This window comes from Lysinibacillus sp. GbtcB16 (assembly GCF_019091145.1).
Classification (GTDB): Bacteria; Bacillota; Bacilli; order Bacillales_A; family Planococcaceae; genus Lysinibacillus; species Lysinibacillus fusiformis.
Window position 1 is genome coordinate 273,095 of sequence record NZ_JAGXJV010000002.1, and the last position, 26,467, is coordinate 299,561.

23 protein-coding genes and 1 pseudogene are annotated in these 26,467 nt (G+C 37.4%); 16 read left to right on the plus strand and 8 right to left on the minus strand.

Translation table 11 applies throughout. The features are described from left to right. Window positions 1-272 precede the first annotated feature (272 nt). The 4 genes and pseudogenes from KVT27_RS13230 (at window position 273) to KVT27_RS13245 (ending at window position 4,730) form a co-directional block, all read left to right on the plus strand. The gene (locus KVT27_RS13230; RefSeq protein WP_217581521.1) at window positions 273-1,943 is read left to right on the plus strand and encodes a spore germination protein; all 1,671 of its coding nucleotides are present in this window, start codon (window positions 273-275) and stop codon (window positions 1,941-1,943) included. Then, the gene (locus KVT27_RS13235; protein ID WP_150907071.1) at window positions 1,921-3,018 is read left to right on the plus strand and encodes a spore germination protein; all 1,098 of its coding nucleotides are present in this window, start codon (window positions 1,921-1,923) and stop codon (window positions 3,016-3,018) included. Before KVT27_RS13230 ends, KVT27_RS13235 begins: the two co-directional genes overlap by 23 nt. Beyond that, window positions 3,018-4,205, plus strand: a complete 1,188-nt coding sequence (locus KVT27_RS13240) for a Ger(x)C family spore germination protein (protein WP_483307972.1) — start codon at window positions 3,018-3,020, stop codon at window positions 4,203-4,205. Before KVT27_RS13235 ends, KVT27_RS13240 begins: the two co-directional genes overlap by 1 nt. Window positions 4,206-4,269: 64 nt before the next feature. Next, window positions 4,270-4,730: pseudogene (locus tag KVT27_RS13245) on the plus strand (SAM-dependent methyltransferase). 72 nt (window positions 4,731-4,802) lie between these two features. On the opposite strand, the gene KVT27_RS13250 reads toward KVT27_RS13245, so the two are convergent. Next, the gene (locus tag KVT27_RS13250; RefSeq protein ID WP_036149304.1) at window positions 4,803-5,492 is read right to left on the minus strand and encodes a response regulator transcription factor; all 690 of its coding nucleotides are present in this window, start codon (window positions 5,490-5,492) and stop codon (window positions 4,803-4,805) included. Between the two features lie 141 nt (window positions 5,493-5,633). On the opposite strand from KVT27_RS13250, the gene KVT27_RS13255 reads away from it, so the two are divergent. The 7 genes from KVT27_RS13255 (at window position 5,634) to KVT27_RS13285 (ending at window position 11,434) form a co-directional block, all read left to right on the plus strand. Beyond that, a complete protein-coding gene (locus tag KVT27_RS13255) occupies window positions 5,634-7,259 on the plus strand; it encodes a flavin-containing monooxygenase (RefSeq protein WP_309140233.1) in 1,626 nt (541 codons plus the stop codon). 25 nt (window positions 7,260-7,284) lie between these two features. Then, complete coding sequence (locus KVT27_RS13260) at window positions 7,285-8,010, plus strand: SDR family NAD(P)-dependent oxidoreductase (protein ID WP_217581460.1); 726 nt, start codon at window positions 7,285-7,287, stop codon at window positions 8,008-8,010. Between the two features lie 29 nt (window positions 8,011-8,039). Further along, on the plus strand, window positions 8,040-8,993 hold the full coding sequence (locus tag KVT27_RS13265; RefSeq protein WP_036149302.1) for an alpha/beta hydrolase: 954 nt from the start codon (window positions 8,040-8,042) through the stop codon (window positions 8,991-8,993). Between the two features lie 127 nt (window positions 8,994-9,120). Then, entirely contained in the window at window positions 9,121-9,537 is a 417-nt protein-coding gene (locus tag KVT27_RS13270; protein WP_025114584.1) for a YugN family protein, read from the plus strand. 151 nt (window positions 9,538-9,688) lie between these two features. Further along, a complete protein-coding gene (locus KVT27_RS13275; protein WP_191967666.1) occupies window positions 9,689-9,853 on the plus strand; it encodes a hypothetical protein in 165 nt (54 codons plus the stop codon). A gap of 42 nt (window positions 9,854-9,895) precedes the next feature. Beyond that, window positions 9,896-10,963 carry a PQQ-dependent sugar dehydrogenase gene (locus KVT27_RS13280; RefSeq protein ID WP_217581461.1) on the plus strand — a complete coding sequence of 356 codons (1,068 nt, stop codon included), beginning with the start codon at window positions 9,896-9,898 and terminating at the stop codon, window positions 10,961-10,963. 51 nt (window positions 10,964-11,014) lie between these two features. Next, window positions 11,015-11,434: a universal stress protein gene (locus KVT27_RS13285; protein ID WP_036119324.1), complete on the plus strand. Its 420-nt coding sequence runs from the start codon at window positions 11,015-11,017 to the stop codon at window positions 11,432-11,434. 82 nt (window positions 11,435-11,516) lie between these two features. Here the strand turns inward: KVT27_RS13285 and KVT27_RS13290 are convergent, their stop codons facing one another. From KVT27_RS13290 to KVT27_RS13320, 7 genes are all read right to left on the minus strand, one after another. Beyond that, window positions 11,517-12,374: a DUF6612 family protein gene (locus tag KVT27_RS13290; RefSeq protein ID WP_036119322.1), complete on the minus strand. Its 858-nt coding sequence runs from the start codon at window positions 12,372-12,374 to the stop codon at window positions 11,517-11,519. A gap of 248 nt (window positions 12,375-12,622) precedes the next feature. After that, window positions 12,623-12,904, minus strand: coding sequence for a cytochrome aa3 quinol oxidase subunit IV (gene qoxD / locus KVT27_RS13295; RefSeq protein ID WP_008180843.1), 282 nt, complete (start codon window positions 12,902-12,904; stop codon window positions 12,623-12,625). Then, window positions 12,904-13,503, minus strand: a complete 600-nt coding sequence (gene qoxC / locus KVT27_RS13300; protein ID WP_025114588.1) for a cytochrome aa3 quinol oxidase subunit III — start codon at window positions 13,501-13,503, stop codon at window positions 12,904-12,906. Before qoxC ends, qoxD begins: the two co-directional genes overlap by 1 nt. A 1-nt stretch (window position 13,504) precedes the next feature. After that, window positions 13,505-15,448 (minus strand): cytochrome aa3 quinol oxidase subunit I, encoded by a 1,944-nt coding sequence (gene qoxB / locus KVT27_RS13305; protein WP_008180847.1) that lies wholly within the window; start codon window positions 15,446-15,448, stop codon window positions 13,505-13,507. 60 nt (window positions 15,449-15,508) lie between these two features. Beyond that, on the minus strand, window positions 15,509-16,414 hold the full coding sequence (gene qoxA / locus KVT27_RS13310) for a cytochrome aa3 quinol oxidase subunit II (RefSeq protein WP_036220617.1): 906 nt from the start codon (window positions 16,412-16,414) through the stop codon (window positions 15,509-15,511). An 818-nt stretch (window positions 16,415-17,232) separates the two neighbouring features. After that, window positions 17,233-18,075, minus strand: a complete 843-nt coding sequence (locus KVT27_RS13315) for a DUF2785 domain-containing protein (protein ID WP_036119317.1) — start codon at window positions 18,073-18,075, stop codon at window positions 17,233-17,235. Between the two features lie 259 nt (window positions 18,076-18,334). Then, the gene (locus tag KVT27_RS13320) at window positions 18,335-18,799 is read right to left on the minus strand and encodes a hypothetical protein (RefSeq protein ID WP_008180854.1); all 465 of its coding nucleotides are present in this window, start codon (window positions 18,797-18,799) and stop codon (window positions 18,335-18,337) included. Window positions 18,800-19,004: 205 nt separating this feature from the next. Here KVT27_RS13320 and KVT27_RS13325 point away from each other — a divergent pair, with 205 nt between their 5' ends. The 5 genes from KVT27_RS13325 (at window position 19,005) to yihA (ending at window position 26,335) form a co-directional block, all read left to right on the plus strand. Further along, window positions 19,005-19,997: a DUF3196 family protein gene (locus KVT27_RS13325; RefSeq protein ID WP_225316175.1), complete on the plus strand. Its 993-nt coding sequence runs from the start codon at window positions 19,005-19,007 to the stop codon at window positions 19,995-19,997. 120 nt (window positions 19,998-20,117) lie between these two features. Beyond that, window positions 20,118-21,407, plus strand: coding sequence for a trigger factor (tig, locus tag KVT27_RS13330; RefSeq protein WP_036119311.1), 1,290 nt, complete (start codon window positions 20,118-20,120; stop codon window positions 21,405-21,407). A gap of 516 nt (window positions 21,408-21,923) precedes the next feature. After that, window positions 21,924-23,195, plus strand: coding sequence for an ATP-dependent protease ATP-binding subunit ClpX (clpX, locus tag KVT27_RS13335; protein ID WP_008180649.1), 1,272 nt, complete (start codon window positions 21,924-21,926; stop codon window positions 23,193-23,195). Between the two features lie 229 nt (window positions 23,196-23,424). Beyond that, window positions 23,425-25,749: an endopeptidase La gene (gene lon / locus KVT27_RS13340; protein ID WP_036119308.1), complete on the plus strand. Its 2,325-nt coding sequence runs from the start codon at window positions 23,425-23,427 to the stop codon at window positions 25,747-25,749. A gap of 4 nt (window positions 25,750-25,753) precedes the next feature. After that, window positions 25,754-26,335: a ribosome biogenesis GTP-binding protein YihA/YsxC gene (yihA, locus tag KVT27_RS13345; protein ID WP_008180654.1), complete on the plus strand. Its 582-nt coding sequence runs from the start codon at window positions 25,754-25,756 to the stop codon at window positions 26,333-26,335. The last annotated feature ends 132 nt before the right edge of the window (window positions 26,336-26,467 follow it).

Consider the following 26,467-nt stretch of genomic DNA (forward strand, 5'->3'; position numbering starts at 1 on the left):
AGCTAGTATACCATATCTTATTTTGTAGATTTCAATGATTCGAATAAATAAAAGGGGATATAAAGGGCTGAGAAAAGCTCATGAATCATGAAGCTAAAAATACACCTCAATATGAGCACATTGTCATGGAAGAATGTGACGTTTAGAAGTTTAAAATAGGGCTGCTTAGATAATGATAAAAACATGTAGTAATTCTTTGTACGATTGTATTAAAGAGGGTGATCATTATGTGGGAAAAGATACTATCCTACATACCACATTGGCAAGTTTTTATGCAGGGTTTTTTAGCATTCATTATTCCATTCTTGATTTTCAAATTATTTAATGGCTTAATACTTGAAAAAAAGAAGAATGGCAAGATCGACATGAAGGAGTACACGAACCAAAAGGAAGTAGATCAGCCATCTAGTCAAGAAACAGTCGACCCGCTAACAGGTGATTTTAACAAAGATGTTGAACGAATAAAAAAAGAAATAGGGCATAATTGGGATGCCCACTTTAGAGAGTTTCACATAGGAAATACTGATATTCGTGCGGCCATCGTTTTTCTGGAAGGACTGGCAGATAAAATGCAAATTGAAGAGCATATTTTGACTTCGATTATGGAGCGTTTTTCGGACACACCCGCATCTGCTTTAACAGAAAACGGCAATCTGCAGAATCTCATGAAAAATAATATACCTATCGGTGATGTGCTAGAAGAATCAACGATACAAGGAACAATCAGTAAAGTATTAACAGGATATACAGCTTTATTTGTAGATGGTATGCCTAATGCTTTATTACTTTGTACGATAAATGGCAAGACGCGAAATATTGAGGAGCCTATTTCAGAAGCTGTAGTTAGAGGGCCAAGAGTAGGCTTTACAGAAAGATTAAGTGACAATACAGCTCTTCTAAGACAGCAAGGTGAAAATCAGCAATTATCTATCATTCAGATGTCGGTGGGGGAGAGGGTAAAAAAGGAGCTAGTCATTGCCTATATGGATGAGATAGTAGATCCAGAGTTGGTGGAGGAGGTAAAAAAACGGATACAAACAATCGACCTTGATAACCTATTAGAATCGGGTTATATAGAGCAATTAATTGAAGATAATTTTCTGAGCCCTTTTACACAAGTGCAGAACACGGAGCGTCCTGATCGAGTGTATGGGGCATTAATGGAGGGGCGAGTTGCCATTATATTAGATGGCACACCATTTGCTTTAATTGTACCAGTTACCATTAATATGCTACTACAATCGCCGGAAGATTATTATGAACGATGGTTTGCTAGTTCGCTTATTCGTCTTCTACGATACTTTGCAGCAGGGATTACCCTTTTTGGTCCATCCATGTATATCGCCTTTGTGTCGTTCCATCAGGGATTAATCCCAACTAAGCTAGCACTGTCCATGATGTCCACAAGGGAAGGAGTTCCATTTCCTGCGTTAATCGAGGCGCTTATTATGGAGGTAGCAATCGAAATTTTACGAGAAGCTGGACTTCGCTTGCCCAAGCCGATAGGTCCCACAATGGGGATCGTCGGAGGTCTTGTTATTGGAGAAGCCGCCGTCCAAGCAGGAATTGTAAGTCCGATTATGGTGATCGTCGTTGCTTTAACCGCTATTTCATCCTTTGCCATCCCTCAATACAACGCTGGGATTACATTACGAATGCTCCGATTTGTGGCCATGTTTTTCGCTGCAATATTTGGTCTTTACGGGGTCATTTTATTTTTCCTGTTCCTGTGCAGTCATTTAGTGAAGCTGAAAAGCTTTGGTGTTCCTTATGTTAGTCCGACTGTCCCATATAGAGCAGGGGATTGGAAAGATTTTATGGTACGTATGCCATTAATGATGATGAAACGCCGACCAAAATTATTACAGCCAAAAGATTCTGTTCGTAAAGGGGAAATACGAGGAAAGGAAGCTAGTAGCCATGATCACCAGTCCAAAAGATAAAATTACGACGTCCCAAACAATAGTCATTATTATTAATTATATTCTTGCAACTGGCATTCTCACCTTGCCTCGTGCCTCGGTAGAGAAGGTGAAAACACCAGATGTATGGATTAGTGTTTTTTTAGGCGGTCTTGTTGCCATGATTGCAGGTGTAATTATCGTCAAGCTAAGTCAACAATATCCAGACAAGACATTTTATCAATACAATCAAGATATTGTTGGGAAATGGCTAGGCTGGTTGATTAGTGCGCTTGTCATTACTTATTTCTTTACGATTTCTGCATTTGAGGTTCGAATCATGGCTGAAGTAACCTCCCTCTTTTTATTGGAGGGAACACCCACATGGGCTATTATTCTGCCTTTCTTATGGGTGGGGCTCTATTTGGTGAGTGGTGGGATAAATTCGATCGGTCGCTTATTCGAAATTATATTTCCCATTACCTTTGTGATTTTTTTACTTGTCGCCTTTTTAAGCTTAGGAATCTTTGAGATCGATAATCTTCGACCTGTTTTAGGGATGGGAGTCGTTCCGATATTGAAAGGAATCAAAACAGCGACTTTAGCGTTTCTAGGCCCTGAGATTATGCTGCTCTTAGTGGCATTTATGTACCCATCTGATAAAAAGAAAGCAGTCAAAGTCGTCTTAGTGGGCATAGCGATTCCATTACTTTTTTATGTTATTACAGTTGTCATGGTGATAGGCGCTCTTTCCATCGAAGGGGTCAAGACAAGAACATGGCCAACAATCGAACTCATGCGGAGTTTTGAAATTCCAGGGTTAATTTTTGAGCGCTTTGAATCATTTTTACTTGTTATATGGATTATGCAAATCTTTGCTACGTTCACCATTACCTATTATGCTGCGGCTCTAGGATTATCTCAGCTTTTTAAGAAAAGCATGCACCCATTTCTATATGGGCTATTACCGATTATTTATATTATCGCGATGATTCCAAAAAATATTAATGACTTATTTCAGTTTGGCGATAAAATTGGTCATGCTGCGTTATTTTTATTTGGTGCACTACCCATAACCTTACTCCTTATATCAAAACTGAAAGGCGATAAAACATGATGAGACTCTATCAATATTTGCGTATTTCTCTTATGGTAATGGTATCTCTCCTACTTACAGGCTGCTGGAGTAGTAAAGAGATTGAGGATTTAGGATTGATTGTTGGTACCTCATTAGATTTAGCAACAGGAGAGGCTACGACTGAGGAACAGACAGAGGCTAAATATGCTAATAGAACATTGCTTACCGTTACCAATCAATTGGTCACTTCTGAGACAACTGTTACTGGAATGAAAGATGGAACATTACGAGAAAAGGCATATAAAAATGTTTCTGAAACAGGGGATGTTGTTTTACCTACTTTACGAAATATGCTATTAAAGTCAGACAAACATTCATTTGCGGAGCATTCCAAGGTCACCATTATTGGCGAGGAACTTGCTAGCACCATTAACCTGCAACAATTGTTGGACTTTTTTCTAAGAGAGCTCGAAATACGACCAAGCGGACTTCTTCTTATTGCTCAGGGACGGGCAAGTGATACACTTGAAACGAATGAACCAACGAAAATCCCTGCCTTTCAATTGGTAGAGATGATGGGGGGGCACGAAAGAACAACTAAAATTTTGCCACCTATGACCATTGCGAAATTAGAAGGAAAATTATATTCGGATTCAAGCTTTTTATTACAAAACGTTATTTCAGAAGATGGAGAAGTAAAATTTGTAGGAGCTGCTGTCATTGATGGGAAAACTAAAAAGCTTCGAGGTTTTCTGAATGAAAGTGACTTAGAGGGTATTTCATGGATCACTGGGAAGGGTGAAGGAGGTTTAGTAAAGAGTTTTGATGAAGAATCGAGCTCACCTATTGTTTATGAAATCATGTCTATGAAAAGTAAGATTGTACCAAAAGTAGATGGTGACCATATTTCTTTTACATTGAAGATTCAATCTGAAGGAAGAATTGCTGAACATTGGGTACTGTCAGATAAAGCATTTAATAATAAATTTTTAAAAAAAGCGGAGAAAACAATCGAGCAAGAAATTGAACGATTAGTCATGAAAACGTCGGAAAAGCTTCAACAGGAATATCAAACAGATGTTTCAGGATTCGGCAATAAATTAAGAATTAAGTATCCAAAAGAATGGGAAAAGATAAAAAAAGATTGGGATGAGATATTTAGTGAGGTACCTATAAAATGTGAAGTGAACGTAACCATCAAGGATTATGGAACGTCGGGTGATTAATACGTTAATCACCTTTTTTTTATTTATTCCTATATACTGGAATTAAAGAATGGGGGATGCTGGAATGCAATATATGATTCAACCAGTTGCTACAGTTAGCAATAGCCGGAAAACAATAAAAGATGATCTCTGGGAGAAATTATTTCAACCATTGAACTCTCAGAAAATTTGCATGAAGAGTCGTTGAAAGGAATAGAAGATTTTTCTCATATTGAAATCATTTTTTATTTTGATCAGGTTTCAGACGATCAAATTCAGTATGAAGCAAGGCATCCAAGAAATAATCAAAACTATCCAAAGGTCGGCATTTTCGCACAAAGAGGGAAAAATAGACCTAATAAAATAGGCATTACGATGGTTGAATTGGTAGAGGTCAAACAGAGGACTTTGATTGTAAAAGGACTTGATGACATTGATGGGACGCCTATTATAGACATGAATCCAGTGATGAAAGAATTCCTACCGAAAGGAGTTATTAAACAGCCAGCATGGTCAACGGATTTAATGAAAGCATATTGGGAATGAATGTAACTAATGTGATAACTGCTTATTTTTGATTCAGATGTAGGTTAAAGGGGGAGTGGTCTGTTCCCCCTATTAAATAACTCCCTCTTGATATAAAATACTGATGGCATGAGTGCGATTTTTGGCCTGTAACTTTTTGATGGCGGATTTTACGTATTGATTGATCGTTAATTCACTTAAATTCATAAAATCAGCCATTTCCTTCGTGCTATCTCCTAAAGCAATCTGTCTCATGACCTCTAATTCTCTCTTACTAAGTATACTTTCCTTTTTATGGTCTCTAGCTTGAATGATGAGCTGACCAATCACATTGCCAAAGGCTGTAAAGTCATCTAGTAGCTTTTCAGTTATTTCATCCATATCTATTTGTGTACTGCAAATATAACCAAATACATAATGTCCAATAAAGATAGGAACAATTAAAAAAGCGTTGTTTTGAGAGGGGATGGAATATTTAATACTAATGTTTTTTAAATAGTCCATGCCCGTACAAAATTTAGCTTTTTTCTCAACGATAGCTGAATAAATAATAGGGAAGCTTCGTATTTCCTCACGAATTTCTCCGATATGACTGCCACCCTCTTCATTTAAAAAAATAATACCTTCAGCGACAAAGCCTATCGGTGAATACCTTAATAAATAAGCATCCTTAATCGGAAAAGAATCTAGATATACCTGCAAAATGTGAATCAACAACTCTTCGTGATTGGAATAGTTTTGCATAGTGTCGAAACGTTTTTGAATGGTATAGAGATTGGACATGACCTATCCCCTTTTTTAAGTATATACTACGCTTAAAATAAGGAATTTTCAATATTTTCTGTAAGTTGTAGCATTTATGTTAAGAAAAGCTATTTTTTTCTTAATGTTCACTTGAGAATTTATTAGATGAGGGGGAATGATGTGAAAAATCAACCAATTAAAGAGGTAGATGCAGTTATTCTAGGCGCAGGATTTGCAGGCTTATATATGTTACATCAATTAAAGAGTAAAGGATTCTCAACGATCGTCTATGAAACGGGTGATGGTGTAGGAGGCGTTTGGTATTGGAATCGATATCCTGGTGCTAGATGTGACATTGAAAGTATTTATTATAATTATACTTTCTCTAAAGAATTATATGAAGAATGGACGTGGACATCTAGATTTCCTGAGCAAGAAGAAATATTACGGTATTTAAACTATGTGGCAGATCGTTTAAAATTACGATCCAATATTCAATTCAACACACGCGTCAAGGCTGCACATTTTGATGAGGAACAGCATAAATGGCTGGTTCATCTAAATGATGGACATCAAGTTTTAGCGAAGTATTTTATTACAGGGATAGGCTGCCTTTCTGCAGCGAATGTTCCTAAGTTTCAGGGGTTAGATCAGTTTAGTGGAAAATGGTACCATACCGGGCATTGGCCACATGACAAGGTAGATTTCACAGGCAAAAGAGTAGGGATTATTGGAACAGGCTCCAGTGGTATTCAAGCCATTCCGGTAATTGCTAAAGAAGCCAAGCATTTAACCGTCTTTCAACGAACACCACAGTATACAATACCTGCTCGTAATCATCTGTATGATGAAGACTTCATACGACAGACTAAGGGGAATTTCGAAAATCTAAAGCATGCAATGAGGAATTCTTTTTCAGGCACCCCTTTTGCCTATAACCACCCATCTGCCATTGAGGATAGTGATCATCAAAGACAGAAAGTTTTTGAGGAAGCATGGGCACAAGGTGGTTTTGCCTTTGCATCGACTTACAAGGATTTATTAACAAATGAACAGTCGAATGAAAAGGCGGCGGCATTTATTTGTTCTAAAATACGCGAAACTGTTCAAGATCCGACCGTAGCAGAGAAGTTATGTCCCAAGTATATGTATGGCACAAAAAGACAAGTTTTAGATAGCGATTATTTTGAAACCTATAACAGAGATAATGTTTTACTGGTGGATGTAAAGGAATCGCCCATCTTAGAGATTACTGAAACAGGGGTCCAAACAGCTAACGATCATTTCGAGTTAGATATTATCATATTTGCAACGGGCTATGACGGCATGACGGGTCCCTTATTTAAAATAGATATTCGTGGAAGGAATGGCGTGACATTAAAAGACAAATGGGAAAATGGTGCATCTGTTCAAACCTATCTTGGACTAGCTACAGCCAATTTTCCAAATCTATTTATGATTACAGGTCCAGAAAGTCCTTCTGTCCTTGTAAATATGCCAATCGCTATAGAGCAACATGTAGAATGGATAGCACAATGCATCGATTATTTACGTGAACATGATATCGATGTCATGGAGACAAATGCGGAGGCAGAGCAGGCATGGAGTAAACATTGTCGAGAGATTGCGAATGAAACATTATATGTAAAGGGCGATTCGTGGTATACAGGCGCAAATATTGCAGAGAAACCACGTAGCTTCTTAATCTATCTAGGTGGCTTCGATTATTACACAAAATGCTGTCAGGAAGTTGCCCAAAATAATTATGAAGGCTTTCAGTTATTAAAATTAAAATCTATATCATAGTGTTTGAGGGAGGAGCATAGATAATATGGAGCAGCAAGTAGTGATTATTACTGGTGCGGGAAGCGGAATAGGTAGAGAAACAGCTAAACTACTAGCGACAAAAAACAAGGCATTAATATTAGTAGACTTTGATGAAAGGAGTGGTCAGGAAACTTTAAAAGCTGTGAAAGAGCATCAGCAGCAGGCCATTTTTGTCCAAGCAGATGTTTCCAACAGTCAAGATGTAAGGAAGTATGTGGATGCTGCCAAGCAGGCATTTGGTCGAATTGATGCTTTCATTAATAATGCAGGCATTTTAAGTCCACCCTCATTGTTAGGTGATTTAGATGAGGAGATGTTTGATCGTGTAATCTCTGTCAATCTGAAAGGGGCATTTTTAGGTTTAAAGTATGTGCTAAAAGAGATGGAACAACAACAATCAGGTGTCATCGTGAATACTGCCTCAGCTGCTGGAATACAAGGGCAACCCTATATGGGAGGCTATTCGGCAAGCAAGCATGGTGTCATCGGGCTAACTAAAACGGCTGCTATAGAATATGGACCTAGCGGTGTCCGCGTAAATGCTATATGCCCTGGTGGTGTCAGGACAAACATGACAAAGGGACTTGAAACAAGCCCTGAGGAGAATGGGCCTCTAAGAAGATTAGCAAACCCTACTGAAATCGCAAATGTAATCGCTTTCTTAATTTCGCAGGAGTCTTCTTATATGAATGGTGCAGTTGTGACGATTGATGGCGGACTTACATCGTAAAGAACTGATAAAAGAGAGGATGAAGCTTAATGGAACATCGTATTGACCCGGAACTAAAAGAATTATTAGCTGTTTTTCCACCTTTAGACTTAGACAATGTACAAGCTACAAGAGATGGGATGGCGGCTGTAGCCGTACCAGCAACAATAGACGAGCAGATTTTAGTTACTAATAAAATGATTCAAGGACCAGAAGAGGGTGTTGCACTGCGCATTAGAATCTACCAGCCAAAAGACCAAAGTGAAATTTACCCAGCATTGGTGTGGATTCATGGAGGTGGCTATGTTTTAGGAGCTCCAGAGGGCGATGATTTGCTTTGTCAGCGCTTCGTTACAGATGCAAAATGCGTCGTTGTATCAGTAGACTACAGACTTGCACCTGAGTATCCTTACCCAGTCCCACTCGAAGATTGTTATACTGCGTTAAAATGGGTGGCAGATCACGCAGATGAACTAAGGATTGATAATCAACGTATAGGGATAGCCGGGGCAAGTGCTGGGGGTGGGCTAACCGCTGCTCTTGCATTGCTAGCACGTGATCGCAATTATCCAAAGCTTAGCTTCCAAATGCCTCTATATCCAATGATAGATGATCGTAATAATACACCTTCCGCATTAGAAATTACTGGTCATATGATCTGGAATCATTCCCTTAATCAAAAGGGATGGGAAATGTATTTAAATGGAGCAAACGGCAGTGACAATGTGTCACAATACGCTGCTGCTGCAAGAGCCGATGACTTAACTGGGCTTCCCTTTACTTACACATGTGTTGGTCAGCTAGATCCGTTCCGTGATGAAACGTTACAATATGTAACGAAGCTCTGTCAGGCAGGCGTCGATGTTGAGTTTCATTTATATCCAGGATGCTATCATGGCTTTGAAAGCTTAACGCCAACTGCCGCAGTTAGCCTAAGAACTGTTACAGAATATGTAGAAGCCGCTAAATATGTTTTAAATCGAACAGTCTCAGTTCCTTTATAAATATTGACAAAAATCTCGAAGCCTTGTTATTTTAGGGCTTCGGGATTTTTTTGCTGAGTGCGAGAAATAGTTTGTAATTCCTCTTTTTAGGATAGACTTTTATTAAGTGAAAGGAGGAGGTTTCAAATTGCTACAGTTTGATTCAAAAATAGTTGGAAAAGAGATAGGCTATGGTTATTTGCGAGATCATATTATTGATCGTGGTTTTACAATTGGTGGGAATTGGGAGTATCATAAAGGGAGCTTTGACGCGGTACTATGGAGAGGTGGTGGCGAAACAATCTATTTGCGCGTGCCCTTTATCGTAACGGTTGGGGAATTGGATAATGAAGATGCCCAAATTCGATTTCAAAAGCCGTTTGTCATTAAACATGTTGCTAACGTTGGCTTAGATTATGATGAAGGCTCATTACTAGATGCTACAGGAGCTAGTCAGTTCCAGACGCCGCTTGATAAGGATGGGTATATTCATGATAAAAGTAGATGGATACAGGCGGGTGAACAAGTTGTAGAAGAAAAAGTACTGCCTTTTTTTATCAACTAATTAGATAAATATGTATATTCTTTCGAGAAATCGTATGTCTTTTATCCTTCGATTTTTGGGAACTTATAATCAAAAATAGAAAATAGAATTGTCGTAAGAATTTACCAACCTTATAATAGTGTTAGCATATACTACTATAAGAGGTGAGTTTATGGATAAAATAACAATAGATGATTTTTATTATTCCTATCAAAAATTACGACAAGAACGACTCATCCATCGAAAAGAAGCTTATCTTAAAGTGCTAGAGCACACAAAAACATTTGGTGAAATAATTATGTTTGACAGTATAAAAATAAGTAAAAGAGACGTCTAGGACCGACGTCTTTTTCTATTTTCGAAAAAAGGAGGAGACAAGATGAAGCGAATGATTCCCAGTTTGCTGCTAGTTATTTTGATGTGTGCGGCCTGTACTTCTACCAAGGAGAAGGATGAGAGGATGGCAAAACAAGAAGAACCCTCAAAAGTCACTTCAAACGTTGAAATAATAGCAGAGCAATTACGAACACCTTGGTCGATCGAAAAAAGCGATACAGCGTTATATGTAACAGAAAGACCAGGCAATATTGTAAAGATCATGGAAGGTGAAGTTGAAAGACAACAGGTCCTATTAAAGAAGGAATTATCGACAGCTCCTGAAGCCGGCCTCCTAGGATTTGTGTTAGCCCCTGATTTTACGACAACCCATATTGCCTATGCTTACTATACGTATGAAGAGGGATCAACGCAATTTAATCGGGTCGTAACATTGACGCTAATCGATAATAAGTGGCAGGAAACGGACCTCTTAATTGATCGAATACAGAGCGGTACATATCATCATGGCGGTCGTTTAAAAATAGGTCCCGATAGGAAATTGTATGTTACTGTCGGAGATGCCACTCAGCCATCTTTAGCACAGGATTTAGATGCATTAGAAGGAAAGATTTTACGATTCAATTTGGACGGTTCCATACCTAATGATAATCCTTTTCCTCGTTCTTATGTGTATAGCTATGGGCATAGAAATCCGCAGGGATTAGCATGGGCAACAGATGGTACGATGTACGCAAGCGAACATGGCAATGCGGCCAATGACGAAATCAACATAATTGAAAAAGGGAAGAATTATGGTTGGCCACTTACAGAGGGAACAGACAAACAGCAACATATGGTAACCCCTCTATTTACCTCAGGCTCGGCGAAAACGTGGGCGCCATCTGGTATTGCTGTAGTAGATGATCAATTATATGCTGCAGCACTAAGGGGGACAGCGGTGCTAACATTTGATGCGAACATGAAAAAACAAGATGTGCTACTATCGGAATTTGGGAGAATACGAGATGTATTTATGGATGGTAGCTACTTATACTTTATTAGTAATAATACGGATGGACGCGGCAATCCACAACCCGATGACGATAAACTATATAGAATACCGTTATGATATAATATTTGTGAAAACATGGAATGGCATGATGAATGGAGAGGACTAAATATGGCTAATTATCTTAAAATCGCAGTAGCAATTGATTTCTCAGAACAATCATTGAAGGCTTTAGAAAGAGCAAGTCAAGTAGCAATGCAACACAAAGCTACTTTGCAATTAGTGAATGTAATTGATACTAAATCTTTTGGAGCGGTGTCAGCATATGATTTAAAATATGCGGAAGAATTGAAGAAAGAAAACAAGAGCAAAATGGAAAGCTTAGAAAAGCAAGTGGTTCAGACAGGTGTTCAAAGTGTAGAATCTGTAGTAGAAACGGGTTCGCCAAAGGGGATCTTGACACAGCTTACGAATGTTGATTTGATTGTATGTGGGGCAACCGGGTTAAATCGTATGGAAAAAATGATGCTAGGGTCTGTAGCAGAAAAAGTAGTACGTTACGCTCAATGTGATGTATTAATCGTTCGATAATTTTACGGAAATCTTCGTCCTATTTATATGGATAAAGACAAAACAAACCTGCTTGTAGGTAGATGACAAGCAGGTTTGTTTTTTATTCGATTGTTTGTGCGTTATCTACAATGCTTTGAGGAATATCAATTGTTTTAAGATGATTGAAATCAGTATAAGTAACGACTGATTTTGTATTCATTAACAATTCATCGCCTTCTACTGCCATTTTTAAATCAAAATTCATATCCATTTTTTTCGTATCGAAAGTCTCTTTATCAATGTGTAGCACATAGTTGATTTTTTCGATTGTTAATTGATCCATAGGGTTTTCTTCTAATCCCATGTCTTCTATTGATTTATTAATTTCAGAATCAATTAGCTCTTTAAATTTATCACCTTTTGCTTCTAATGTAAGGACATATTCTTTATCCGTTTGTTCAAATGTAAAATCATTAATAAACTTTTTAAGTTGTTCTAACTGTTCTTTAGCGTCAGCAGAAGCAGCCGTTTGATCTAAAATAGCATCAAAGTTCTCATCAGGAAGCTTTAACCAGCTGTCTGTAGTCACATCTTTCATGAAAAGGCCAGCGTCTTTTTTCATATACATTTCAATAGGCATGTCCGTTGTTTCTTGGCCTTCACTCATCATATCTGGCATCGACATAGAGCCTGATAAATGCATTGCTAATGGGTCGACGATAATGTCCATTTCCATTTTAGAGTTAATAGAGAACTCCATCGCCTCTTCACCAGATCCAACCTTCGTTACCTGTGTCATATCCATATTGGCACTAGCACTTTTAATGTCAGACTGACGATCCACTGCCTTGTCATACACTTGTTCTAAAGTGAGGTTGCTAGTTTTAGTTGTGTCTTTCGTAGGCGTGGCACTTGAATTACAAGCAGCAAGAGTCAATGCTAGTGTTCCAACTGCTAGTACTTTAAAAATCTTCTTCATTACTTTCATCTCCTATTCTTGGTAAAAAACACTATCTACTAATATACGCCCAAGAAAAGGAAAAGTTTCGTTATTCTATAAAATGTATCTAAATACTTAGTGAAAAAACAATAATCTTGCAGTAATGACCAGTAATAAGCATGAAAATTAATAAAAAAGCTGTCACCAACCAATCGTTTAATACGAAAGTAGGTGACAGCTTTTTGAGGAGCTTTTCAATAAGCTCGAAAATATCTACATGTAATTGCTTAGTAACCCCAGATCATGGCAAACAATGTACCAATGATTGTTACAACACCTACGAATACTGAATATAAAATCGTTGTATATAACGTTTTCTTATCTTCAGATTCACCGATGTGCATGAATAACACTAACTGTACAGTTGCTTGTGCAAGGGCAGTGACAAGTAAAATAGCAAATGCCACTTTATAACTCATATCAAAGGTTACAACGGCTAAAGCGACAAGTGTCAGTAATAGTGAGAAGCCGAAGCCCATGACATGTTGTTTTGGGAATAATTCCTTCATCAGCTAATCAGTCCTTTCAAATAGACGAAGCTGAAGATGAAAATCCAAACAACGTCTAGGAAATGCCAGTACAATGAGAAGATAAACGCTTTGTTCGCTGTTTGTGGATTTAAACCACGTTTAGCTACTTGGATAATGATAGCTAGGCCCCAGAAGAAACCAAATGTTACGTGGGCACCGTGTGTTCCAAGTAATGTCATTAATGATGACAGGAATGCGCTTGTTTGAATTGTCGCACCTTCATGTACATAAGTGATGAACTCATCAATCTCAATAGCTAAGAAACCTAAGCCGAGTAAAAGGGTAATGATGAAGAAAGTCATCATTGCCTTTTTACGACCAATACGCATTGCATGAACACCCAGACCAATTGTGAAACTACTTGTTAATAATAAGAATGTTTCCCATAAAACTGGTGTTAATTCAAAGATTTCAGCACCATTCGGGCCACTACCTGTCCGTGTGTGAAGTGTGAAATACACAGTAAACAATGTGGCAAATAACACGATCTCGGCGCCAAGGAAAATCCAGAAACCAAAGATTTTTAGGCGATTTTCCTCTGTACTATATTCTAATGGAAGTGAAGAATCGATTTTCATATTATTTATCACCTCTCAAGCTTTTCTCAGTTGCCATAACTTCCTCAACTGAAATATAACGACCATGGTCTTTTTCGAAAGAACGATGGATCATGAAGCCAAATACACCAAGCATACTAATGATGGCTGGCACCCACATATTGAATACAGCGAAGAATGCTGCAAGGAAGAAGAATCCACTCATCCAGAAAGGTGTGCCTGTATTATTTGGCATGTGAATTTTTTCAATTTTACCTGCTGTAATATCGCGACCTTCTTTTTTCGCGAACCAGAACTCATCTAAGCGAGTAACAGTTGGAACTACTGCAAAGTTGTATTCTGGTACTGGAGAATGAGTAGCCCATTCAAGTGTACGACCTTCCCATACATCTGCCTTTTCATTACGAGGCATATGCTTCCAGCTGTAGTAGATATTATAAACGATCAACGCAAAGCCGACTGCAAGTCCTAAAGCACCAACGAATGATAACATGTTCAATGGTCCATAGCCTGTTGACTCTGAGTAAGTGTACATACGACGAGCATAACCATCTAAACCTAAAATGAATAGTGGGAAGAATGTTACGTTGAAGCTGATTGCAATGAACCAGAACGCAGTTTTCCCTAATTTTTCATTTAAACGGAAACCGAACATTTTTGGCCACCAGTAGTGGTAACCTGCAAGTACACCGAATACTGTACCTGGAATTAAAACGTAGTGGAAGTGGGCAACTAAGAACATCGTATTATGATATTGATAGTCAGCACTTGCCATCGCTAGCATTACCCCTGTAACCCCACCAATTGTGAAGATTGGAATAAAGCCAAGAGCATAAAGCATCGGTGTTGTAAATTGAATTTTCCCGTTCCTCATCGTCAGCAACCAGTTAAATATTTTAACACCGGTTGGAACGGCGATTGCCATTGTTGTAATAGAGAATACGCTGTTTACCATTACCCCGTGACCCATTGTATAGAAGTGGTGGGCCCAAACTACGAATGATAGTAAAGAAATAACAACCATACTCATAACCATTGATTTATAGCCGTACAAGTTTTTACGCGCAAATGTTGCAATGATTTCTGAGAAAATACCGAAAGCAGGTAGAATAACGATATAAACTTCAGGATGTCCCCAAACCCAGAATAGGTTGGCCCAAAGCATATCCATACCGCCGTCTTGCATTGCAAAGAATTTAGTACCGAATTGACGGTCTAACATCATAAGAGCAAGCGCTACAGTTAATACTGGGAATGCGAATACAATAATTACGTTTGTAATTAAAATCGACCAAGTAAACATTGGCATTTTCATTAATTTCATACCAGGTGCGCGCATTTTAATAATAGTCGTGATGAAGTTAACACCTGTCATTAATGTACCAATACCTGATAATTGAAGTGCTAAAGAATAATAGTTATTCCCTACAGTCGGACTGAAATCCGTACTTGCAAGAGGGAAGTAGGCTGTCCAACCAGCGTCTGGTGAACCACCAATAATGAATGATAAGTTTAATAAACCAGCACCTGCTGCGAATAGCCAAAAGCTGACAGCATTTAGACGTGGGAAAGCAACGTCACGTGCACCAATTTGAAGTGGGATGACAATGTTCATTAAACCAATCACAAATGGCATCGCCATAAATAAAATCATTAATAAACCGTGTGTTGTGAAAATTTCATTATAATGTTGTGCATCAAGAAGCCCGTTATCCGGAACAGCTGTTTGTGCACGCATTAATAGTGCATCGATACCACCGCGGAATAGCATTAATAATGCTACAGCGATATACATAATCCCGATTTTTTTATGGTCAACAGTTGATAGCCAGTTTTTGTAGAAATAGCCCCATTTTTTGAAATAAGTAAGGCCAGCTACGATAACGACTGCTCCAACTACGATACTAATAGCTGCCGCTAAAATCATCGGTTCTTGCATTGGATGGAATAATTCTTCCATACTCATTGGATGCGCTCCTTTCAAAATTAAAAATTAATATTCTACTCGTTCAAAGTTAAATGTAAATTAATGACCTGAATGTTCATTATTCATATCTTCTTCAGACATGTCACTATGGTCCATGTCACCCATTTTCATGTTTTTACCATGTTCCATTGGGGCAGGGCTGAATTCTAAGTGTGTAGATGAGAAGCTTTGGCGACCAACATGCTCAGCTTTTAATAGCTCATCAAATTTTTCTTCTGTTAATGGTTTTTCTTTTGCTTTAACATCAGCAACCCATTTATCGAAGTCTTCTTGTGTCATAGATTGTGCTTCAAATTCCATTTCTGCAAATCCACGTCCATTGAAGTTAGAGTTACGTCCCATGAATGAACCCACTTCATCTGCTGCAAGGTGAATAGTTGTTAACATATCACTCATGGCATATTTTTGACCTGCTAATTGAGGAATCCAGAAACTTGTAATCGGACCGAATGAGTATAATTTAAACTCAATTGGACGATCCACAGGAAGGTTAACATAGTTAACTGTTTCAACACCTTCTTCAGGGTAACTAAAATGCCATTTCCAGTTTGATGATGATGCATAAATTACTAAAGGTTCTTTATCGTCATATCCTGCTGGCTGAGCCTCTACAGTAGATGTTGTTCTTACAGTTACAACAGCCAAGAATGCAACAATAATAATAGGAATTACTGTCCATGTGATTTCTAGAAGATGGCTACCCTCTTCATGAGGTGGCTCATAATCTGCAGATGCTTTTGACGCACGATATTTAGTTAGCATAAAGGCTAAAAGCACATACACGACTAGTAATATAAAGGCCATTGTAATAATGGATAAAATAATTGTGTTTGATAATGTTTCTGCATTTGGTCCTTTAGGATTGAATACTGTTAATGGCTCACATCCAGCAAGAAGTGCAAGAGCACCCAATGCTACAAACATTAAACTTAATTTTTTCTTCATGTTTGACTCCTTTCTATAGAACGGCTATTCATAAAATTCATGTGTTTTTTGTCAGTTCACATTTATAAATAGTGGATACTGAGGTCACCTCTTTTATCTTGGCGTACCAATCAACAACTTAAGAATTTACAATGGCATGGTTCAATATGAAACATAAATCTTGAAGTTGATTGGTCTAATGCAAGCGTTAGCAAAATCAATGATTTGTGCAATCGTTTCACATACGTACATGTCTATAACGATTGTCACATCTTGTCGTTGTTTGCACATTGGATTATACGCCCTGTTTTTAAGAAAAAACATAATTTTGTTATGAAAATGATAGTAAAGATACATTGAATTTGAACATTTTTTGAACAAAAAACGTTATTTTAGTATTGGTATTTTAAGGTTTTGTTTATTAAACACTGTGGAAACGTTGAAAATACAGCATTCTTCATGTTTAACTAAGTAAATAGTTTTTTTTATGAAAAATTGTATTTCACATTTTGGACGCTGTTTTGTAATAAAATCAGTATCCCGTCGGACATAATAATAGATTTTATTTGCCTTTTATCTATAAAAGGAGTAGAAGAAGAATCATTGTGTGGAAACATTAGGATGAACTATCAATGAAAGGAATGATTGAAAAGGGAATAAATGGGGAGTGTTATTAATTATGTTAATATAACAAATAGTTTTCTTGATTATACAAAAATTTACATATTTATATTCTATTTGAAAAACAAAAAGCAAACTAAGTAAATTCTTAGTTTGCTAATATGGTAGAAATTTTTTATGTTTATGAGAAAGATACGTATCGAATCAGCATTTTTTAGTCAGTCCCCAAGCTTGAGCCATTTGGCTACTTGCCCATAGATTGTATTTTGTAGTTTGGGGGCTTTATTATTCATTTTTAAAGAAAAATATAATGTCTTCATGAAGTTTAATGTACAAGTACGCCCACTAAAAAAGCTATCATTATAACCTTGCGTCATTAAATGCATTTCAAACTTATCAAAGGCTTGTTCAACAAATTCGATCAAAGCTTCCTCCGAATAGTTTTGTTGTAATAAAGCATCTACTATGTTGATTAATCGCTCTTCTTCATCATTGACATAGACAGTGCCTTTCCACGTGACAAGCTTAAGTGCATGTAAAATGGATGGAGCATATTGCAAATCGAATTTTGGGTGTTTAATAGTCATGGCGGCTAAATCAGCCCCGTGTGAAATGCTATGAGCCCATCCTTTATCCTTTACGTAACCTCTTGTATCTTGTTCTAATAATAGATAACGTCCAATTTTTTTAAAGAAAGGCTGCAACTCGTCATCTTTTAAAACAAGCAACTCGGCATCCTTTGCAAGTATACCTGCAATGAGCAGTGCAGAGAATGATCTAGTAAAGACACTGTCTGTTGGTGCTTCTCCGATATGTACATATAGAAAATCCTCACTTGTTGCTGTCTCAAATAATAATTGTAATTGTTGGGTGCTTAATAAATTATCACTTAGTAAATCAACAAACGTACGATAAATTAAATGATCGCGCAATTCAGCATCAGTTGAGCCAATGTGCGTTAGCATCTCCTGTAAGAGCCATTCTCCGTTGTCCTTCATCACTGCCTGACGTTCATGCAGTGTCATAGTAGAAAAAGATTGTAGTGTTTCTTTTATATTCATATTTATGTGTGCCTCCATCATAAGGTTTGTTCTATTATTATAGCTCCTTTTTCAAGCAAATCGACCAATTTGCAATCCTGATGTAGGACGGATAGCCATTTGCTGTGTGAATTGACAATACAAACACTTTAATGTTGGTGACTGTTATAATATTATTTCCAGAAACTATAGAAAGTTGTTATGATAGAAACGCAATAAAATGGAAAGGCTTAAATAAGAGTAAAAAAAAAGACATACGATGAAGTATGTCTATCTCTACCTATATTATGGCTGCTGATTTTATACCGATTGGCCATTCAATCAGTGAATGCTGGTTTGTCTTCAGCTCAACGAGAATATTGGTATTTTTTATAGCATCAATAAGCCATTCGCTGTAATGACGATTCGGCTCAGGATGTTGTAAAATTTGATGCATATCTTTTTTGTCCACATGTAACAGCTTGTCATTACATTCGATGTTTACTTTTTGAGGAATAATGGAAAGAGTTTCATTTTGATGCCCAAGTGCGATAGAACCTGGAATTGTTCCAAGAATACGTAAAAGATAAGTGCTAGCTTCTTGCGTATACACATCAATTTTTGTACGTGTTAAAAATTCAAATTCGATCGGATTATCTTGAATAGGTCCGTCCGCTGTAGAAAATGAAATGACTTTAATCGATAATGCCTCGAATGCAGGTGAGATACAATGGTCAAATTCAGTGATTGTATCTAGTAATTGCATGTATTCCACTCCTTATGAAGAACTTGATTTTCTGTATGCAGATAACTAGGAAGAAAGTCTGCAAGTTGTAATAAATTTTAGACTATTCTAATTATAATACATTTTATTACAAAATATGAATGTAAAAGCAATTATTTTTTGTGAAAAATAAGAAACTTGTGGATTTTTTTAGTAAATAATCGAAATGAAAAATAGAACAGAGGAGGTGAGGGAATTGACAAAACGTAAGCGTCATGTTATCAAACATGACAATATTGTTGTTTTTCCAGGCGCTGTCCAAACATTAATACGTGAAGGCCATATGTTTGCTGAAAATTATCAATACGAGAAAGCTATTGCAAGTTTTGAAAAGGCCTTTATATATGAAACGGGTGATGAATTTGCCCTTAGCGCCTATGCCTTTGCTTTATACGAATTAAAGGATTATGACAAGGCAAAAGGTGTTTGTGAACAGCTTTTTACAATGGGAACAACAATGTATGTGGAAGTCATGGAATTGTATATTACAATTTGCATGCAGTTGAAGGAATATCATCAAGTAGAGACGTTGATCACGACCCTCCTAGAGGAAAGTGTACTGCCAAGTGATCAAGTGGAGAAATTTGAACGATTAAAAAGTCTTAATAGAGAAGTATCTAAAAATCTTGAAAAAAAAGAAAATGCGCAACGGTTTATAGAGGAGCAGGAGTATGAGCTTGAAAAATTTAGTGCACTAACTGCGAATGAGCAATCTATCAAATTACATCGTCTGATGGATACCAATGTAAGACAGTTAAAAACGGCATTGCAAGCAATTATTGAAAGTACGACCGTTCATCCTTTTGTCCAAAGCTTGGCTTTAATCCTATTAGTTGAACAGGAAGTTTCAATTGATATTACAGTTTCAAAATTGGGGCATTCGAAAACGATAAACCCCGCACAACTATCTTTACCTAATCAACTACCACAATATGGTGAAATAAAAAATATAGTTGAAAGTCAGTTGACACAAGACCCAACGACGTTGGAAATGGTACAATACTTAATGGCGAAACATGCCATTGTCACATTTCCCTTTGAATGGCATCCATTTGAGGCAGAAGATGTTGCCTATAGTTATATAGATTTTGTATCAACAATGCTAGGGAATGTGAAAGAAATGGACTATGAAATCGTAGACTTTTTACAAATGTTAGAAAAGCTAACAGAACTACATTAGGTATGAAAAAAGTTGAAACTATACACATCTATGTTATACTAAAATGGTTGTCAAAATCGTAGTTACGAATGAATTGTCTAACATCCTAAAACTTGATTATTTATTTGGAGGTATTTATACATGTCAGCAAAATGGGAAAAACAAGAAGGTAATATCGGTACTCTTACAATTGAAGTACCAGCTGCAGAAGTAGATGCAGCAATGGACCAAGCGTTCAAAAAAGTTGTAAAACAAATTAACGTACCAGGTTTCCGTAAAGGTAAAATGCCTCGTAAAATGTTCGAACAACGTTTCGGTATCGAATCTTTATACCAAGATGCATTAGAAATTATCGTTCCTGATTCTTATGCAAAGGCAATCGATGAAGCTGGAATTATGCCAGTTGATTACCCAGAAATCTCTGGTACAGAAAACTTTGTACATGGTCAAGATTTCTCATTCACTGCACAAGTAACAGTTAAACCAGAACCAAAACTTGGTGACTACAAAGGTCTAGAAGTAGCTAAACTTCCAGTTGAAGTAACTGATGAAGAAGTAGATGCTCAAATTCAAGACCAATTAGCTCGTAAAGCTGAACTTGAAATTAAAGAAGACGAAGCAATCGTTGAAGGCGATACAGCAGTAATCGATTTCGAAGGTTTCGTTGGTGAAGAAGCTTTTGAAGGTGGTAAAGGTGAAGACTATCCACTAGAAATCGGTTCTGGTTCTTTCATTCCTGGTTTTGAAGAGCAATTAACAGGTGTGAAAGCTGGCGAATCAAAAGATGTAGTTGTTACATTCCCAGAAGAATACCATGCGGCTGAATTAGCAGGCAAAGAAGCTACTTTCAAAGTAACAGTGAAAGAAGTTAAAACAAAAGTTCTTCCTGAATTAAATGATGAATTCGCAAAAGAATTAGATTCAGAAGTGGAAAGCGTAGAAGCTTTACGCGCTAAAATTAAAGAACAAACAGAAGCACAAAAAGTAGCAGAATCTGATGCATCTCTTCGTGATGAGCTAGTAGAAAAAGCTTCTGAAAATGCTGAGTTTGAAGTACCAGCAGGTATGATTAACTCTGAAACTGATCGTATGTTGCAAGAGTTTGGTCAACGTCTACAAACACAAGGTATGAACTTAGATCTATACTACCAATTCTCTGGCCAATCTGAAGAAGATTTACGTGGTCAAATGAAAGAAGAAGCAGAAAGCCGTGTACGTGTATCTTTAACACTAGAAGCGATTGCTGAAGCTGAAAAAATTGAAGCAACTGAAGCTGATATTGAAGCAGAATTAGAGAAAATGGCTGCTCAATTCAACATGACAAAAGAGCAAATTACAGGTGCTTTAGGTGGTACAGCAGTACTTGAAAACGACATCAAAATCCAAAAAACAGTTGAATTTTTAGTAGAAAACGCTAAAATTACTGAATAAGATTTTGTGTAATTAGATAGCTAAAAAAAACAAGGTACGGCATTAAACCGTGCCTTGTTTTATCACATCAACTAAAAATCAGTCCCCTTAAAGTTTAGTACGACTCACTTTACACTTCACTTATACATAGTATTGTTTTTATTTTACACGATGCTCATTTTACTTCATTCTGTAAGATCATAATAAAGACATTAACAATCAACATTTCTTCGAATGAAAAAAGCCTTGGTAGATGAATGTAGTAGATTTATAAATAAAAAGCTATGTAGCTGATCAAGATATCAGTAGTTGATGACAGCTTGAATCTTATGTGTCAGTAGTGAAGAACCGAGACCTTAGAAACGAAAGGTCGCGCAAATGGGTTCCTGAAAAATATGCTGCAGACGGCGAATGAAGTAAACAACATGATGTTATAATCTACTTGCATGAATGCGAAGGCATAAATGATGCAGACAATTTATTTGATAAAGGTTCAATAATCTTGTAAGATTGTTGCTTGAATAGGGGTGAAACATATTGTTCAAATTTAATGATGAAAAAGGCAATTTAAAATGCTCATTCTGTGGAAAACCACAAGAACAAGTACGTAAATTAGTAGCAGGTCCTGGTGTGTATATTTGTGATGAGTGTATTGAGCTTTGTTCAGAAATCGTTGTAGAGGAACTAGGTGTAGAAGAGGAGATCGAATTCCAAGATATCCCGAAACCAAAAGAGATTCTAACGATTTTAGATGAGTATGTAATTGGACAAGAGCGTGCTAAAAAAGCATTAGCAGTTGCGGTTTATAATCACTATAAACGCATCAATACAAACAGTAAAATTGATGATGTTGAACTGGCAAAATCGAACATTGTGTTAATCGGCCCGACTGGTAGCGGTAAAACATTATTAGCTCAAACGTTAGCACGTATATTAAATGTTCCATTCGCGATTGCGGATGCTACTTCATTAACTGAAGCAGGATATGTGGGTGAGGACGTTGAAAATATTTTATTAAAGCTAATCCAATCAGCAGATTATGATATCGAACGCGCTGAAAAAGGTATTATCTATATTGATGAAATCGATAAAGTTGCACGTAAGTCAGAAAACCCATCCATTACACGCGATGTTTCTGGCGAAGGTGTTCAGCAGGCACTTCTAAAGATTTTAGAAGGAACTGTTGCGAGTGTTCCACCACAAGGTGGCCGAAAACATCCTCATCAAGAGTTTTTACAAATCGATACAACCAATATTTTATTCATCGTTGGTGGAGCATTTGATGGCATTGAATCCATCATTAAACGTCGCCAAGGTGAAAAAATAATTGGATTTGGTTCAGATCCGAATATAGTGGACGTAGATGAAGGTTCTATCATGTCTAAGCTGATTCCTGAGGATTTACTGAAATTTGGTCTAATTCCAGAGTTCATTGGTCGATTACCAGTACTTGCTAGCCTAGAGCAATTAAATGAAGCTGCACTAGTACAAATTTTGACAGAGCCTAAAAATGCGTTAGCTAAGCAATATCAGAAAATGCTTGAACTAGACGGTGTTGAGCTTGAGTTTGATGAAGGTGCACTTGCGGAAATTGCGAAGGAAGCAATTGAGCGTAAAACAGGTGCACGTGGTCTTCGTTCAATAATTGAGTCAACGATGCTTGATGTAATGTACGAACTGCCTTCACGTGAAGACGTAAAAAAATGTATCATTACTGCAAAAACAATTACGGATAAAGAAAAACCGAAATTGCTTCTTGAAGATGGCACTGAACTCGATGAAGGTAGCGACACAAAAACTTCAGCATAGCGTATAGATTTGGCTGTCTACCGTTATGAGATAAAGAGTAATTAGCTGACTTCGATTGTGCAATGTTCGCACATATCGACAGTCAGCTTTTTATTCATTCTTACATATTGGCCAACTGACTTGTAGAAATTTTTGGCTCGTTTCAATAACTAGTGTGAATCAGTTTTTTAAACACATACTAGTAGCGCGGGAATTGAACATGAAAATTTTGACGGAGGTGAATACCCGCATGGTAACTATACAAAAAACAACAAATGTACCATTATTACCTTTACGTGGACTTTTAGTATTCCCATCGATGGTGTTACATATTGATGTGGGTAGAAATCGTTCTGTAGCAGCGCTAGAACAGGCAATGTTAGAGGACCAGATGATTTTATTGGTAACACAAAAGGAAATGCACGATGAACAGCCTGAAGAACAAGATTTATACGCGATTGGTACAATGGCTTATGTCAAACAAATGTTAAAATTACCAAATGGCACATTGCGAATTTTAGTTGAGGGAGTCGCACGTGCATCTTGGAAAAACTATCGTGCCTTAGAAAATTATACATTTGTTGATATTGACGTAAAAGAGGATTTGTTAGGTAAGGATGTAGAAACGCAAGCTTTAATGCGTACACTATTAACGTATTTTGAAAAATATGCTAAATCCTCTAATAAAATAACAGCCGAGACCATCAACACTGTAGCAGATATTGAGGAACCAGGACGATTAGCAGACATCATTGCATCACATTTACCATTTAAAATTGCAGATAAGCAAGAAGTGTTGGAAATGCTGAATGTGAAAAAACGACTAGATCACTTAATTATTCGTTTGCACGATGAACAAGAAGTACTCGATCTAGAAAAGAAGATCAATTCAAAAGTGAAGCAATCGATGGAGCGTACGCAAAAAGAATACTATTTACGTGAACAGATGAAGGCTATCCAAACCGAGCTTGGGGACCGTGAAGGAAAAACGGGTGAAGTAGCAGAGTTACGTAAATCAATTGATGCGTCAGGGATGCCTGAGTCAACAAAAGAAGTGGCACTGAAGGAATTAGATAGATATGAAAAAATTCCAGGTGCTAGTGCTGAAAGTGGCGTTATCCGAAATTACATCGATTGGCTCATTTCGTTACCTTGGACAAAAGCAACTGAGGATCGCATGAATATTGATCATGCTGAGAACATTTTGAATCGGGATCATGATGGATTAGAAAAAGTTAAAGAACGGGTTCTTGAATATTTAGCTGTCCGTCAGCTGAAAAATTCACTTCGTGGACCGATACTTTGCTTAGCGGGACCTCCAGGTGTGGGGAAAACATCTTTAGCTCGCTCTATCGCGGAAAGCTTAGACCGCAAATTTATTCGTATTTCATTAGGCGGGGTTCGTGATGAATCTGAAATTCGTGGGCACCGTCGTACGTATGTAGGAGCTATGCCAGGTCGTATTATCCAAGGGATGAAAAAGGCTGGTACCATTAATCCGGTATTTTTATTAGATGAAATTGATAAAATGTCTAATGATTTTAGAGGAGACCCTGCTGCAGCGATGCTAGAAGTTTTAGATCCTGCGCAAAACAATACATTTAGTGATCACTATATTGAGGAAACATATGATTTATCAAATGTCCTATTTATTGCGACTGCCAATGATTTGAGTAGCATCCCAGGACCATTGTTAGATCGTATGGAAGTAATTTCTATAGCAGGCTATACAGAAATTGAAAAGGCACAGATTACGAATAATCATTTAATTCCGAAGCAATTGAAAGAACATGGTTTGAAAAAGTCACAAGTTATTATTAAGGATGAAGCCGTAATTGATATTATCCGTTATTATACACGTGAGGCTGGAGTACGTGGTTTAGAACGTCAAATTGCTACGCTTTGTCGTAAAATTGCCAAGATAATTGTCTCGGGTGAGAAAAAACGGGTAACGGTTAACTCGAAATCAATCCAAGAATTGCTTGGTAAACATCGTTTCCGTTATGGACAGGCTGAAAAGGAAAATCAAGTAGGTGTTGCAACTGGTCTTGCTTACACAACAGTTGGTGGCGACACATTACAAATTGAAGTATCCTTAACACCTGGAAAAGGGAAATTGCAACTAACAGGTAAGCTGGGAGATGTCATGAAAGAATCAGCTCAAACAGCCTTATCCTATGTTCGAACAAAAATGGAGAAACTTCAAGTAGATCCAGAATATTTTGATACACATGATATTCATATTCACGTTCCAGAAGGTGCTGTCCCTAAAGACGGGCCATCTGCAGGTATTACAATGGCCACAGCTATTGTCTCTGCCATTCTAAACCGACCGATTCGCAGAGAAGTGGGGATGACAGGTGAGATCACATTACGTGGTCGGGTACTACCAATTGGTGGTTTGAAAGAAAAAACATTAAGTGCTCACCGTGCAGGATTAACAACTATTATTTGTCCAAAGGATAATGAACGCGATATAGAAGATATCCCAGACAGTGTCCGTGAGCAACTTACATTTAAACTAGTGTCATCGGCAGATGAAGTATTAGCCTATGCGCTGGACGGAGGTATTTAGAAAAATGAAAGTCCATAATGTCGAAATGGTCATTAGTGCGGTAAGACCAGACCAATATCCAGAAGATGGACTGCCAGAATTTGCATTAGCTGGTCGTTCAAATGTAGGGAAATCTTCCTTCATTAATCGAATGATCGGACGTAAAGCTTTAGCGCGTATTTCGTCTAAACCTGGTAAGACACAAACCCTGAACTTTTATAAAATTGAAGAACAATTATTTTTTGTAGATGTTCCTGGCTATGGTTATGCAAAGGTTTCGAAATCAGAGCGTGAAGCGTGGGGAAAAATGATTGAGCGTTACTTTACAGGGCGTCAAGAATTAAAAGCAGTTGTACAAATTATTGATTTGCGTCATCCTCCAACAGCGGATGATCGCATGATGTATGATTTTTTAAAGCATTATAATATTCCTTGCATTGTGATTGCAACGAAGGCAGATAAAATCCCAAAAGGTAAATGGGATAAGCATAAAAAAATTGTCAAAGAGACATTGGAGATGGAAAAAAATGATCCACTTATTGTCTTTTCTTCAGAAACAGGCCTTGGTTTTGAAGAGGCTTGGCGTACTATCGAAAATAGAATGTAAAAAAAAGCATCTATTGGTTCTAATGAATTAGGACTGTAGATGCTTTTTATTTTTACTTATGAAGTATGGAGAAACTTGGAGAATATGCTTGAGAAATGAAAAATTTTGCCGATAAGGTAGATAGGAGGTGGA

Coding starts and splice junctions, on each gene's coding strand:
- KVT27_RS13230 (WP_217581521.1), top strand. CDS start 273: ATGCAGGGTTTTTTAGCATTCATTATTCCATTCTTGATTTTCAAATTA.
- KVT27_RS13235 (WP_150907071.1), top strand. CDS start 1,921: ATGATCACCAGTCCAAAAGATAAAATTACGACGTCCCAAACAATAGTC.
- KVT27_RS13240 (WP_483307972.1), top strand. CDS start 3,018: ATGAGACTCTATCAATATTTGCGTATTTCTCTTATGGTAATGGTATCT.
- KVT27_RS13250 (WP_036149304.1), bottom strand. CDS start 5,492: ATGTCCAATCTCTATACCATTCAAAAACGTTTCGACACTATGCAAAAC.
- KVT27_RS13260 (WP_217581460.1), top strand. CDS start 7,285: ATGGAGCAGCAAGTAGTGATTATTACTGGTGCGGGAAGCGGAATAGGT.
- KVT27_RS13265 (WP_036149302.1), top strand. CDS start 8,040: ATGGAACATCGTATTGACCCGGAACTAAAAGAATTATTAGCTGTTTTT.
- KVT27_RS13275 (WP_191967666.1), top strand. CDS start 9,689: ATGGATAAAATAACAATAGATGATTTTTATTATTCCTATCAAAAATTA.
- KVT27_RS13280 (WP_217581461.1), top strand. CDS start 9,896: ATGAAGCGAATGATTCCCAGTTTGCTGCTAGTTATTTTGATGTGTGCG.
- KVT27_RS13285 (WP_036119324.1), top strand. CDS start 11,015: ATGGCTAATTATCTTAAAATCGCAGTAGCAATTGATTTCTCAGAACAA.
- KVT27_RS13290 (WP_036119322.1), bottom strand. CDS start 12,374: ATGAAGAAGATTTTTAAAGTACTAGCAGTTGGAACACTAGCATTGACT.
- qoxD (WP_008180843.1), bottom strand. CDS start 12,904: ATGAAGGAATTATTCCCAAAACAACATGTCATGGGCTTCGGCTTCTCA.
- qoxC (WP_025114588.1), bottom strand. CDS start 13,503: ATGAAAATCGATTCTTCACTTCCATTAGAATATAGTACAGAGGAAAAT.
- qoxB (WP_008180847.1), bottom strand. CDS start 15,448: ATGAGTATGGAAGAATTATTCCATCCAATGCAAGAACCGATGATTTTA.
- qoxA (WP_036220617.1), bottom strand. CDS start 16,414: ATGAAGAAAAAATTAAGTTTAATGTTTGTAGCATTGGGTGCTCTTGCA.
- KVT27_RS13315 (WP_036119317.1), bottom strand. CDS start 18,075: ATGAATATAAAAGAAACACTACAATCTTTTTCTACTATGACACTGCAT.
- KVT27_RS13320 (WP_008180854.1), bottom strand. CDS start 18,799: ATGCAATTACTAGATACAATCACTGAATTTGACCATTGTATCTCACCT.
- tig (WP_036119311.1), top strand. CDS start 20,118: ATGTCAGCAAAATGGGAAAAACAAGAAGGTAATATCGGTACTCTTACA.
- lon (WP_036119308.1), top strand. CDS start 23,425: ATGGTAACTATACAAAAAACAACAAATGTACCATTATTACCTTTACGT.
- yihA (WP_008180654.1), top strand. CDS start 25,754: ATGAAAGTCCATAATGTCGAAATGGTCATTAGTGCGGTAAGACCAGAC.